This is a genomic window from Bacteroides sp. LFL-34, assembly GCF_027257075.1.
In the GTDB taxonomy this organism is placed as follows: Bacteria; Bacteroidota; Bacteroidia; order Bacteroidales; family Bacteroidaceae; genus Bacteroides; species Bacteroides ovatus.
This window is the reverse complement of the sequence record NZ_JAPQKZ010000018.1, coordinates 1-12435: the sequence shown is the minus strand read 5'-3', so window position 1 is coordinate 12435 and position 12435 is coordinate 1. Positions and strand designations below refer to the sequence as shown.

Here is a 12435-nt window from a genome sequence, read left to right as displayed (position 1 = left end):
TTGCGACTTTTACCTCGTTTGCGTACTAGTTTTGAAGCAAATGATACTTTAGCAAACAAGTATTGAAATTATTTTTTAGTGAAGCGGTAGCCCGAGAAATAATATAGAATTTACCTAACGTACAAACGTACGTTATCTACCGTGTGAATGTCCGTTACCCACCGGGCGAGCATCAACAACCTACCAGACAAAAGGCGGTCATCTGCCGGACGAACAGTTCATGAGGGACACGGGAACAGAAACGACACCGACAAAGTGATCCGAACCGACAACGGCAGCAGCCAAAGCCATCTTCTCTGCCCAGTATTATTGCTGTTGTTTATAACAGAAATAATACTTTTACTTACTCTTCTTTACTTTACTCTTCTCTACTCTACTGGTTTTCATTGGGTTTTTCCCCTTTACTGGCGGGCGTTTCAGCGCTTTGTAACACCCTCTCCGAACACCCTCGTTTTTGTATCGTTTTCGTTGTTTATTCTCCGCTTCTCTTCCACGCTTGCCAACGGCTTGTTCGACCACTTTTTTTTCATGATAGCTATCCATTCCGGAGAACTTAGACCTTTAACTAAAATTATTACGGAAAAATTTCTTTAATCAGGATTATCGTTGTAATTTTGTCGCGCTAAAAGATAAAACAAATTATCAACTTTTTAAATATATAGTATTATGTCAAAAGTAACCGTAGTAGGCGCAGGTAACGTAGGTGCTACATGTGCAAATGTACTTGCTTTTAATGAAGTAGCAGACGAAGTAGTAATGCTGGACGTTAAAGAAGGCGTTTCAGAAGGTAAAGCAATGGATATGATGCAGACAGCTCAATTGCTGGGTTTCGACACTACATTGGTAGGCTGCACTAACGACTATGCTCAGACTGCTAACTCTGACGTTGTTGTGATTACTTCAGGTATTCCTCGTAAACCGGGTATGACTCGTGAAGAACTGATCGGTGTAAACGCTGGTATCGTTAAATCGGTAGCAGAAAACCTGTTGAAATATTCTCCTAACGCTATCATCGTTGTTATCTCTAACCCGATGGATACAATGACTTATTTGGCATTGAAAGCTTTGGGCTTGCCGAAAAACCGTGTGATCGGTATGGGTGGTGCTTTGGATAGCTCTCGTTTCAAATATTTCTTGTCTCAAGCTATCGGTTGCAACGCTAACGAAGTAGAAGGTATGGTTATCGGTGGTCACGGTGATACTACTATGATTCCTTTGACTCGTTTCGCTACTTACAAAGGTATGCCTGTAGCAAATTTCATCTCTGCCGAAAAACTGGAAGAAGTAGCCGCTGCTACAATGGTAGGTGGTGCTACACTGACTAAATTGCTGGGTACTTCTGCATGGTATGCACCAGGTGCAGCAGGAGCATTCGTAGTTGAATCTATCCTTCACGACCAAAAGAAGATGGTTCCTTGTTCTGTATTATTGGAAGGTGAATATGGTGAATCAGATCTTTGCATCGGCGTTCCTGTAATCCTTGGCAAGAACGGTATCGAAAAGATCGTTGAACTGAACCTGAACGAAGACGAAAAAGCTAAGTTCGCAGCTAGCGCAAAAGCTGTTCACGGAACGAACGCTGCTTTGAAAGAAGTAGGTGCTCTGTAATTAATCCCCTTACTTTATATATCAAGAAAGGCTGTTCTTCACTACGAGGAACAGCCTTCTTTCTTTTCTACAGAATCCTACCCCACTATATTTTAAAAAAAGCTAATTCATTTTGCACTTTCAAGTAAAGCTCATACATTTGCATCGTTGTTTATGCAATTATTGTTTAAGTAAACAAGTTCAAAAAAACAGACTACTTCAATAAACAAATTACATAAGAACCGGGTTATTAAATATAGAAGTATCACCTTATTAATATGCAAGATGCGATGAAAAAAGTATTTCTTCTGACAATTCTGCTAAGTCTCACTTTCATAGGAAAAGCGCAGAACTTTCTAAGTCTGGATAGTTGCCGCGCATTAGCTCTTGCCAACAACAAAGATTTGTTGATAAGCAATGAGAAGATAAATGCTGCTCATTATCAACGGAAAGCTGCATTTACGAATTATCTTCCCAATTTCTCGGCAACCGGAGCTTACATGAGAAACCAGAAAGAGTTTTCATTATTAAACAACGACCAGAAAGCTGCGCTTTCAGGACTAGGAACTAATCTGGCAGGCCCTATCCAACAGGCTGCAACCGAGATTGCAACAGCACATCCTGAATTAAAACCACTTATTGCTTCCTTAAGCGGAAAACTAGGAGCGGCTCTGCCTGCTCTCGACCAAGCGGGAAACTCTTTAGTGGATGCGCTCCGCACAGACACCAGGAATGTCTATGCAGGTGCTCTTACATTGACACAGCCTTTATATATGGGTGGAAAAATCCGGGCGTACAACAAAATAACAAAGTATGCCGAAGAGTTGGCTCAAGAACAACACCACGGTGGCATGCAGGAAGTAATCATGAGTACAGACCAGGCTTATTGGCAAGTTATTTCGCTGGTTAATAAGAAGAAGTTGGCGGAAGGTTATTTAAAGCTCTTGCAACAGCTGGACGGTGATGTGGAAAAAATGATTAATGAAGGAGTAGCCACCAAAGCGGATGGCTTGTCTGTACGCGTCAAGGTGAATGAAGCAGAAATGACACTCACCAAAGTGGAAGATGGATTGAGCCTTGCCCGAATGTTGCTGTGCCAACTATGCGGTATTGATCTTAGCTCCCCCATCACGCTAGCAGATGAAAATATGGAAGATATTCCATTACTGACAACAGACCCTCATTTCGATTTATCTACCGCTTATGAGAATCGTCCGGAAATACGTAGTCTCGAATTAGCGACACAGATTTATAAACAGAAAGTAAACGTAACCCGTGCCGAACATCTTCCTTCTATCGCATTGATGGGGAATTATATGGTAACCAACCCTTCTGTCTTCAACAGCTTTGAAAACAAATTCAAAGGCATGTGGAATGTGGGAGTGATGGTACAGATACCTATATGGCACTGGGGAGAAGGTATTTATAAAACGAGAGCGGCAAAAGCCGAAGCCCGCATTGCACAATACCAGCTTCAGGACGCACGCGAAAAAATAGAGTTGCAAGTCAATCAAGCCGCTTTCAAGGTAAAAGAAGCAGGTAAGAAACTGGTTATGTCTTCCAAAAACATGGAAAAAGCGGAAGAGAATCTGCGCTATGCAACGCTTGGTTTTAAAGAGGGAGTGATTGCCACCAGTAATGTTCTTGAAGCACAAACGGCATGGCTGTCCGCTCATTCAGAAAAGATTGACGCACAAATAGATGTGAAGTTAACAGAAATCTATCTGAAGAAATCTCTGGGAACACTGAAATAAATAAAAAGCAGAAAAATAAAGTAAAGAATCCAATCAGAAACAACCCAATCCCTAACCAACTCACAATCCATAAAACATAAATCATAAATCATAATTCATAAATCATATGGCACCTATAAAATCACAAAACAGCAATATGCTGCTTGCATTCCTTACTCTACTGGGAGTTATTGCAATCGTTGCAGTCGTTGGCTTCTTCATGCTTCGCAAAGGTCCTGAAATCATACAGGGACAGGCTGAAGTTACCGAGTATCGCGTTTCGAGCAAAGTTCCGGGACGTATATTGGAATTTCGCGTGAAAGAAGGACAAAGTGTCAATGCCGGAGATACGCTGGCCATTTTGGAAGCTCCTGACGTAGTGGCAAAAATGGAACAGGCACGTGCTGCCGAAGCTGCCGCACAAGCACAAAACGCAAAAGCAATCAAAGGCGCACGTGAGGAACAAATCCAGGCGGCATACGAAATGTGGCAAAAAGCCCAAGCAGGCGTCACCATTGCCGAAAAATCATATCAACGTATAAAGAATCTCTATGAGCAGGGAGTAATGCCTGCACAGAAATTGGATGAAGTTACTGCGCAACGGGATGCAAGCATTGCTACAGAGAAAGCAGCCAAAGCGCAATATACTATGGCAAAGAACGGAGCAGAACGTGAAGATAAGATGGCCGCGGAAGCTTTGGTAAACCGAGCAAAAGGTGCTGTTGCCGAAGTAGAATCGTACATAAAGGAGACTTATCTCATAGCTCCGGCTGCCGGAGAAGTTTCAGAGATTTTCCCGAAGGTAGGCGAATTGGTAGGTACTGGTGCTCCCATCATGAATATCGCCGAGCTCAACGATATGTGGGTAACATTCAACATACGCGAGGATCTGCTCAAAAATCTGACAATGGGTTCGGAATTCGAAGCAGTCATTCCTGCTCTGGATAACAAAAAGATCAAACTCAAAGTATATTATCTGAAAGACTTAGGGACTTATGCCGCTTGGAAAGCAACCAAAACAACCGGACAGTTCGACCTGAAAACATTCGAAGTGAAAGCTTCTCCGATAGAGAAAGTGGAAAACCTCCGTCCGGGTATGTCTGTCATCATTGACAAGTAATCATGAGAGAGAGAAAAAAGAAATATATAGCCCTGTGGCAGGTCATGCAAAGAGAGTGCCGGCGGTTGATTTCACGCCCGCTCTACCTCTTCTGTATGGTCATTGCCCCACTGTTTTGCTATATATTCTTCACCACCTTAATGGATTCGGGACTTCCCAAGGATCTTCCTGCGGGAGTAGTAGATATGGATGATTCGTCTACTTCCCGTAATATTGTCCGCAACCTGGATGCTTTTTCACAGACAGGGGTTGTAGCTCATTACAGTAATGTGACAGATGCACGCATTGCCATGCAAGAAGGAAAAATCTATGGATTCTTTTACCTTCCCAAAGGTTTATCGGCAGAGGCACAGAGCCAACGACAACCGACAATCTCCTTCTACACCAATTACTCCTATCTGATCGCAGGTTCTCTATTGTTCAGAGACATGAAAATGATGGGAGAACTCACTTCAGGAGCCGCTGCAAGGACCATGTTATATGCCAAAGGTGCAACAGAGGATCAGGCTATGGCATATCTGCAACCGATTGTTATCGATACACACCCACTGAATAATCCGTGGCTAAACTATTCGGTATACTTATGCAATACACTGATACCGGGAGTACTCATGCTATTAATATTTATGGTAACTGTCTATTCAATCGGTGTAGAAATCAAAGATCGTACGGCTCGCGAATGGTTACGAATGAGTAACAACTCCATTTATATTGCATTGGCCGGGAAGTTGCTTCCCCACACTGTAGTCTTTTTCATTATGGGTATATTCTATAATGTATACCTGTATGGATTCCTGCATTTTCCTTGCAACAGCGGTATATTTCCGATGATATTTGCCACGCTCTGTCTTGTACTGGCATCCCAATGTTGTGGTATTGTCATGATAGGAACCCTGCCGACTCTACGACTCGGATTAAGTTTTGCTTCCCTGTGGGGAGTCATATCGTTCTCCATTTCCGGATTTTCATTCCCGGTCATGGCTATGCATCCTGTTTTACAGGCTTTGAGCAATCTATTCCCGTTGCGGCACTATTTCCTTATTTACGTGGATCAGGCGCTCAACGGATATAGTATGGCTTACTCATGGACCAACTATATGGCACTATTAATATTCATGATGCTCCCCTTCTTCGTGGTTCACCGCCTGAAGGAAGCATTGGTTTACTATAAATATATACCCTAAATGAAAGATATAAAATTAAAAGATAAGATAGCTCAAGGCATCAATGACCTGTTTTATATCTGGAAACGGGAGTTTCAGACAACTTTCCGCGACCAGGGGGTACTGATATTCTTTATACTCGTCCCGTTAGGTTATCCGTTGCTATATAGTTTCATCTATGATAACGAAGTAGTGCGTGAAGTTCCTGCTGTTGTTGTTGACGATTCACATTCATCTCTTAGCCGCGAATATCTCCGCAAGGTAGATGCTACGCCCGATGTTAAAATCGTCTCCTACTGTGCCGATATGGAAGAGGCCAAACAAATGCTGAAAAACCGGCGTGCATACGGCATCATTTATATCCCTTCGGATTTTAGTGACAATATTGCCAAAGGAAAACAGACACAAGTGAGCATCTATTGCGACATGAGCGGATTGTTGTATTATAAATCGATGCTTCTTGCCAACACAGCGGTTTCTCTGAATATGAATAAGGATATCAAGATTGCACGCAGTGGAAATACAACCGACCGGCAGGATGAAATCACCGCTTATCCGATCGAATATGAAGAAATCTCTATCTTCAACCCGACTACCGGATTCGCTGCTTTCCTAATTCCTGCAGTACTAGTATTAATTATCCAACAAACATTATTACTTGGTATCGGTCTCGCTGCGGGAACAGCTCGTGAAAATAACAGGTTTAAGGATCTCGTGCCTATTAACCGTCATTACAACGGAACGCTACGAATTGTATTAGGAAAAGGCTTGAGTTATTTCTTGGTCTATATATTGGTAGCTTTCTACGTACTTTATGTGGTCCCAAGATTATTTAGCCTCAACCAGATCGGACAACCCAGTTCATTAGTATTATTTGTTGTCCCCTACCTTGCGGCTTGTATTTTCTTTGCCATGACAGCTTCCATTGCTATCCGCAACCGGGAGACGTGTATGCTGATTTTTGTATTCACGTCAGTCCCCTTGTTATTTATTTCCGGAATCTCTTGGCCGGGAGCAGCTATTCCCCCGTTTTGGAAGTATGTATCTTACATCTTCCCCTCTACCTTTGGAATTAACGGCTTTGTAAAAATCAATAATATGGGAGCTACTCTTAGTGAAGTAGCTTTTGAATATAAAGCTTTATGGTTGCAAGCCGGCATTTATTTCCTTACCACCTGTTGGGTATACCGCTGGCAAATACTAATGAGCCGCAAACATGCAATAGAGCGATACAAAGAATTAAAAGAGAAAGAAAACTTATCCAAGCAGATAAGTGATTAATGAGTGAAAATTACAAGAGAGAGAGTTTACGGTGTATCCTTTCCATAGAGGGTATGCCGTTTTTTTTCGAATAAGAATATAAAAATCCCCCGTTCCAAGAGAGTATAGAACGAGGGATTTTAGAGATATTATAAAGAGAGTATAATAAGTTTAGAACTTGTAACCTACACCGATAGAGAAGTTCATGTTCTTCGGAGCGCCGTCACCATCAGCAATTTTAGTTAATCCAAATTCTCCAGATAAGTCAATAAAGAATTTATTAATTTCATAAGCAACGCCTACACCGAGACCAGCATCAAATCTCTTCCACCCATCATCTCCAAAAACATCATCCTTTTCATCAACTCCATCATATTTATATTTACCTGCAACACCAAATGCAAAATAAGGACCTGCTTTTACCACGATATTCTGATTATCAGCAATGGCAAATCTTGCTGCTGCCAATATCGGCAATTCTAAATACATTGGATTACACTTCACACCATCAGCTTTATAACCTTTAGAAGTAAACATCAAAGATGGTTGAACAGACCACATTTCCGTAAATGCATATTCTGCACCTACACCAACATTAAAACCAATCTTCATGTCTGTGTCTACATCACCTGTAAGATTACTCATATTCATACCTACTTTGGCATTCCAAGAAATCTGAGAATAAGAAACGATAGAAACAAGTGCAAATAGCACAAAAATCAAACCTTTTTTCATATCATTCATTTTTTAGTTGCCTTCCTCTTCCCTCTGGTTAGCATTGTTAGTTAATAGTTTTGTTTTAAGTGCGGGGAATTATTCGCAACCGGTTAAAGCATTGAAACGCACCCTTCCACATTTAACGTATATTTTGTAGCCGCAAATATATTTCATTTATTTTATATAAAAAAATCCTAGATACTCTCTTTTTTGCATAAATGTTATTAAAGTGTGACTATTTAGGCAAAAACAATGCTCATCCGGTCTGTTTTTATGCCTAAATATTTTCAGGATCATATCACAATTAAAATATTCTTGCAAGATTTATACATTTACAATTATTAACCGACTAACTATTGCGTATTTACGAAATATTCGTAGATTTGCGAAGTATTCGTAATTAAACAACATCTCCATGGAAAAGTTAACTATACAAGAAGAAGAAGTAATGATCTACATTTGGGAGTTACAATGCTGTTTCGTAAAAGACATTGTTGCAAAGTATACGCAACCGGCACCTCCTTATACCACAGTAGCATCTATCGTAAAGAACCTTGAGCGGAAAGGATATGTCACGCCGAAACGTGTGGGTAATACCTACCAATATACTCCCGCCATTCGTGAAAATGAATATAAACGTCATTTCATGAGCGGTGTAGTTCGTAACTACTTTGAGAACTCTTACAAAGAAATGGTTTCTTTCTTTGCCAAAGACCGGAAGATTTCGGCCGATGATCTCAAAGATATTATCGATCTTATTGAAAAAGGAAAAGAAGATTAATAGAAAACATTCATCATCATGACTCCGGAACTAGCTTATTTTCTAAAGATAAATGTAGCGATAGCACTGTTCTACGCATTCTATCGGTTGTTTTTTCACAAAGACACCTTCTTCCATTGGCGCAGAATGGCTTTGTTATGTTTCTTTGCCATCTCTTTGCTTTACCCTCTACTGAATATCCAGGGATGGATAAAAGCTCACGAACCGATGGTGGCAATGGCAGATCTTTATGCAACCATCCTGCTTCCGGAGCAAGTTGTGACTCCTACACAAGAGACTGTCATAAATTGGCAAGAGGTTATCATACAGTTCGCTAAAATTATTTATTGGAGCGGAATGTTATTACTTACCGCACGTTTCTTCGTACAACTGGGTAGCATCATCCGATTGCATTTCCAATGCTCAAAAAGCAATATACAAGGAGTACGCGTACATCTATTAAAAAAAGAAACAGGTCCTTTTTCTTTTTTCCACTGGATATTCATACACCCGCAATCACATACGGAATCTGAAATCAGTGAAATCATTACGCATGAAGAGACACATGCCCGTCAATACCATTCGGTGGATGTACTTTTCAGCGAAATAATGTGCATATTCTGCTGGTTCAACCCATTTATCTGGTTAATGAAACGGGAAGTCAGAGGAAACCTCGAATACATGGCAGACCATCGTGTATTAGAGACGGGACATGATAGTAAATCATACCAGTACCACTTATTGGGACTGGCACATCACAAGGCTGCAGCAAATTTATCAAATAGTTTCAATGTTTTACCACTCAAAAATCGTATTAAAATGATGAATAAACGAAGAACGAAAGAAATAGGAAGAACAAAATATCTGATGTTTCTTCCCTTGGCTGCCATCTTGATGATTGTCAGTAACATCGAAATGGTAGCACGTACTACTGAAAAATTTGCAAAAGAAATGATGGGACAAATAACAGAAGAAGTTGCCATGCAAGCTGAAACCACAAATATTCCCGAACTTTCTACAAGAGAAATGCAAGAAATCACTCTTCCGCAAGGTACAAAAGAAAAGGAAGTAACGGAAACACAAATCAAGAGTGTACCGGATTCTGTTGTTTTTCAGGTTGTAGAAGAAATGCCGGATTTTCCGGGAGGGATGAAGGCATTGATGGATTACTTGTCGAAAAATGTCAAATATCCGGCTGAAGCACATGCAATCGGTGCACAAGGACGTGTAATTGTAAGCTTTACTGTTAAAAAGGACGGAAGTATAGCCGACACAAAAGTAGAACGAAGTGTCAATCCGTATCTCGACAAAGAAGCCATGCGTGTCATTGCTGCCATGCCTAAATGGCAACCTGGAAAACAAAGAGGGGAAGCAGTAAATGTAAGATTTACAGTTCCCGTTGCTTTCAGACTATCCGATCCCCCCACCCCCAAAGCGGAAGAGATCAAGCAGTCTGATCTGGACGAAGTAGTTGTAGTGGGATACGGTCCACAGGAAGATTCAACTCCCGGTGCAGTAGGTGTGAAAGGAGAAAACACAGATCAGGCTTTCACTGTAGTAGAAACAATGCCCAAATTCCCGGAGGGACAAGCCGGGTTGATGCGTTATCTTGCTAGAAGTATCAAATATCCTGTCATTGCTCAAAAAAACAAAGAACAAGGCAGGGTAATCATACAAATGATTATCGGAACAGACGGTAGTTTGTCAAACGTAAAAGTATTACGTAGCGTATCTCCGTCACTGGATGCAGAAGCCATCCGTGTAGTGGGAAACATGCCTAAATGGGAACCGGGAATGCAAAAAGGACAGGCTGTCCCTGTTAAGTATACCCTCCCTATCACGTTCCGGTTACAATAAATAACTTCCCCGATACCGCTCCCTTTCCTCATCGGTGAGGAACGGGGCGTTCATCGGTGGGGAACCCTCTCCTCCCCGGTGCCGGACGTATCTTTCCCCGGTGCTGAAAAAAGTCATTTCTTTTTCCGTTTTTTACAAGGATAGTTATAAAAAGATCCTTATATTTGTTCGTGTAATAAAACATTATTCACATGAAAAGATTCGCATGGATTATCGGTTTAATATTCTGCACAATCTGCACCATACAAGCCAAAGACAGAGTTATCGAGCGGCCTCCTTTTCTAGCATGGAGCTCCAATAGTATTGAGATTGATAAAATTGTCATGAGTGATACCGTGACAACAGTGTATATAAAGGCTTTTTATCGTCCGAAATACTGGATTAAAATAGCAACGGGCAGTTTTCTGAAAGATAATAATGGAATGCTTTATCCCATCCGAAAGGGAGTTGGAATCACATTGGATAAGGAATTCTGGATGCCGGAATCGGGAGAAGCGGAGTTTCAACTCTTATTTCCCCCAATACCTGAAAATGTAACCAGTCTGGATTTCTCGGAAGGAGACTTCGACGGGGCCTATAAGATATGGGGAATACAATTAGACAAAGATACATTCTATAAACAAAAACTTCCCAAAGAAGCAGTCGTACACAAAATAAATAAGAAAGCGATATTGCCTACTCCAAAGTTGGTTTATGGGACTGCTACACTTAAAGGAAAAATACTGGACTATCAAAAAGAGATGATGCAACAAATGAAGATGCATATAGAAAGTCCTGCATTGAATGTCCACAACGAACAGAATATCATAAAGATCAAAGAAGACGGCACTTTTCAGGCGGAGGTCAAAGTAGCGTCCGTTACAAGTGTAGCATTAGAACTTCCTTTTGGCTGGATCGAGTGTCTGATAGCTCCCAACGAAGAGACATCGCTCATCATCAATACAAAGGAACTATGCCGTAGACAGGCGCATCTGCAAAAAAAGGATAAAACGTATGGAGAACCTGTATACTTTAATGGTTATCTGGCTAGTCTGCAACAAGAATTAGCTTCCGTAGATATAGATATTGTATTGAAAAGCGTTTATTACATGGATATGTACAACGACATTGCCGGGAAAAGCGCAGATGAATACAAGGCTTATGTATTGGAGCGTCTTCCATCCATTCGAAAAGAAATTGCACAATCCCCATACAGCAATGCGTGTAAAGAGCTATTAAATATTCAGGTAGATCTGGCAGCGACTGGTAAAATCGCCATGACGGAGAGAGAACTAAAATCAGCATATATCACTGTTAATAAACTGAATAAAGAACAGACCGACGACTATTTCTACAATACCCGCATTGATATTCCTACAGGATACTATGACATATTGAAAGAGTTCACTTCTATCAACACTCTGAAAGCGCTATACGGTAAATATTACGCATCAACAATATACTTGATAAGTTTTCTGCCAAATTCTTTAGATGTACTTAAAGAGACACTGGGAACGGGACAGGGACCCTTATTCGATAACATTAAATTTAATAAGCTGTATCAATCCATAAAGGATTTTACCCCGTTAACAACAGAGCAGAATGCCGAACTAAAAACTTTTTCTTCCCCGGCATACGCAGAGATGCTTACCCAAACGAACAAAGAAATAATAAAGAAAATAGAATTAAACAAAAGAAAGACAGGCTTCACTGTAAACGAGACGGGACAAGTCTCCAATGAGGACTTATTCCCATCCATTATCTCTAAATTCCGTGGACACACGTTGTTAGTCGATTTTTGGGCAACTTGGTGTGGCCCTTGTCGCACAGCCAATAAAGCCATTACTCCAATGAAAGAGGAATTAAAAGACAAGGATATTATCTACCTCTACATCACAGGCGAAACTTCACCCAAAGGCACTTGGGAAAATATGATTACCGACATTCATGGTGAGCATTTCCGTGTGACAAATGAACAATGGAGTTTTCTGATGTCCAGCTTCAATATCCGGGGAGTTCCCACTTATTTTGTTGTTGATCCGGAGGGTAATATCACCTTCAAACAAACTGGATTTCCCGGAGTAGACACCATGAAAAAAGAGCTTATGAAAGCTTTGAACAAGTAATTCGAACGTTAAAAAGATAGAGGTTGTGTCAAAACGCTGACACAGCCTTTTTTTATGCGCAAAGCCCAGACTTTCTCAAGCCCGGGCTTTGTTATTACCCAAAGTTTTCGTATCTTTAGGTATAAAGTTTTTC

At 40.9% G+C, this 12435-nt stretch carries 9 protein-coding genes; 8 read left to right on the top strand and 1 reads right to left on the bottom strand.

The window, feature by feature from the left end; genetic code table 11:
- Positions 1-666 precede the first annotated feature (666 nt).
- The 5 genes from mdh (at position 667) to N5O98_RS12650 (ending at position 6884) form a co-directional block, all read left to right on the top strand.
- Positions 667-1608, top strand: coding sequence for a malate dehydrogenase (gene mdh, locus N5O98_RS12670; RefSeq protein ID WP_004297234.1), 942 nt, complete (start codon positions 667-669; stop codon positions 1606-1608).
- A gap of 269 nt (positions 1609-1877) precedes the next feature.
- Complete coding sequence (locus N5O98_RS12665) at positions 1878-3341, top strand: TolC family protein (RefSeq protein ID WP_008776704.1); 1464 nt, start codon at positions 1878-1880, stop codon at positions 3339-3341.
- Positions 3342-3447: 106 nt separating this feature from the next.
- Positions 3448-4440 carry an HlyD family secretion protein gene (locus N5O98_RS12660; RefSeq protein WP_118161032.1) on the top strand — a complete coding sequence of 331 codons (993 nt, stop codon included), beginning with the start codon at positions 3448-3450 and terminating at the stop codon, positions 4438-4440.
- Positions 4441-4442: 2 nt separating this feature from the next.
- On the top strand, positions 4443-5624 hold the full coding sequence (locus N5O98_RS12655; RefSeq protein ID WP_004307832.1) for an ABC transporter permease: 1182 nt from the start codon (positions 4443-4445) through the stop codon (positions 5622-5624).
- Positions 5625-6884: an ABC transporter permease gene (locus N5O98_RS12650; protein ID WP_004307831.1), complete on the top strand. Its 1260-nt coding sequence runs from the start codon at positions 5625-5627 to the stop codon at positions 6882-6884. It begins immediately after the preceding gene.
- Positions 6885-7034: 150 nt separating this feature from the next.
- On the opposite strand, the gene N5O98_RS12645 is transcribed toward N5O98_RS12650, so the two are convergent.
- Positions 7035-7598 carry a porin family protein gene (locus tag N5O98_RS12645; RefSeq protein WP_004307830.1) on the bottom strand — a complete coding sequence of 188 codons (564 nt, stop codon included), beginning with the start codon at positions 7596-7598 and terminating at the stop codon, positions 7035-7037.
- Between the two features lie 397 nt (positions 7599-7995).
- On the opposite strand from N5O98_RS12645, the gene N5O98_RS12640 reads away from it, so the two are divergent.
- The 3 genes from N5O98_RS12640 (at position 7996) to N5O98_RS12630 (ending at position 12302) form a co-directional block, all read left to right on the top strand.
- A complete protein-coding gene (locus tag N5O98_RS12640; RefSeq protein ID WP_004307829.1) occupies positions 7996-8361 on the top strand; it encodes a BlaI/MecI/CopY family transcriptional regulator in 366 nt (121 codons plus the stop codon).
- Between the two features lie 18 nt (positions 8362-8379).
- Entirely contained in the window at positions 8380-10197 is a 1818-nt protein-coding gene (locus N5O98_RS12635) for a M56 family metallopeptidase (protein WP_004307828.1), read from the top strand.
- A 191-nt stretch (positions 10198-10388) separates the two neighbouring features.
- Positions 10389-12302, top strand: coding sequence for a TlpA family protein disulfide reductase (locus tag N5O98_RS12630; RefSeq protein ID WP_004307827.1), 1914 nt, complete (start codon positions 10389-10391; stop codon positions 12300-12302).
- The last annotated feature ends 133 nt before the right edge of the window (positions 12303-12435 follow it).

Coding starts and splice junctions, on each gene's coding strand:
- mdh (WP_004297234.1), top strand. CDS start 667: ATGTCAAAAGTAACCGTAGTAGGCGCAGGTAACGTAGGTGCTACATGT.
- N5O98_RS12665 (WP_008776704.1), top strand. CDS start 1,878: ATGAAAAAAGTATTTCTTCTGACAATTCTGCTAAGTCTCACTTTCATA.
- N5O98_RS12660 (WP_118161032.1), top strand. CDS start 3,448: ATGGCACCTATAAAATCACAAAACAGCAATATGCTGCTTGCATTCCTT.
- N5O98_RS12655 (WP_004307832.1), top strand. CDS start 4,443: ATGAGAGAGAGAAAAAAGAAATATATAGCCCTGTGGCAGGTCATGCAA.
- N5O98_RS12650 (WP_004307831.1), top strand. CDS start 5,625: ATGAAAGATATAAAATTAAAAGATAAGATAGCTCAAGGCATCAATGAC.
- N5O98_RS12645 (WP_004307830.1), bottom strand. CDS start 7,598: ATGAAAAAAGGTTTGATTTTTGTGCTATTTGCACTTGTTTCTATCGTT.
- N5O98_RS12640 (WP_004307829.1), top strand. CDS start 7,996: ATGGAAAAGTTAACTATACAAGAAGAAGAAGTAATGATCTACATTTGG.
- N5O98_RS12635 (WP_004307828.1), top strand. CDS start 8,380: ATGACTCCGGAACTAGCTTATTTTCTAAAGATAAATGTAGCGATAGCA.
- N5O98_RS12630 (WP_004307827.1), top strand. CDS start 10,389: ATGAAAAGATTCGCATGGATTATCGGTTTAATATTCTGCACAATCTGC.